This window comes from Nocardioides antri (assembly GCF_008373765.1).
Taxonomy (GTDB): domain Bacteria; phylum Actinomycetota; class Actinomycetes; order Propionibacteriales; family Nocardioidaceae; genus Nocardioides; species Nocardioides antri.
Map to the genome: position 1 here is coordinate 1 of NZ_VUJW01000033.1, position 475 is coordinate 475.

The following is a 475-nucleotide window of genomic DNA, read 5'->3' on the forward strand; positions in this document are numbered from 1 at the left end:
GGCCCACTCGGCGAACGACTCGTTCAGCCAGAGGTCGTCCCACCAGCGCATCGTCACGAGGTTGCCGAACCACATGTGGGCCATCTCGTGGAGGATCACGGAGGCGCGGAACTCGTAGAAGGACCGCGGCTGGCGCGAGCGCGGGATGTACTCGTCGCGCAGGGTCACGCAGCCGGCGTTCTCCATCGCGCCCATGTTGTACTCGGGCACGTAGAGCTGGTCGTACTTCTCGAAGGGGTAGGGGCCGCCGAAGGCCTCCTCGAAGAACTCGAAGCCCTGCTGGGNNGACCTCGTAGTACTCGCCCGCGACGACCGCGGTGATGTAGGTGGACATCCGCTTGGTGGTCGGGAACGACCACACGGCGAAGCGGTCGTCGTCGCAGGGGACCGGCACGGGCGTCGGGGCGTTCGAGACGACCTTCCAGTGCGCGGGCGCGGTCACGTTGAAGTTGAAGACCGACTTGAGGTCCGGCTG

At 66.4% G+C, this 475-nt stretch carries 1 pseudogene; it reads right to left on the reverse strand.

Annotation, left to right across the window (positions count from 1 at the left end):
- Nucleotides 1–475, reverse strand: a pseudogene (locus F0U47_RS20315) (M1 family aminopeptidase); the annotation flags it as partial.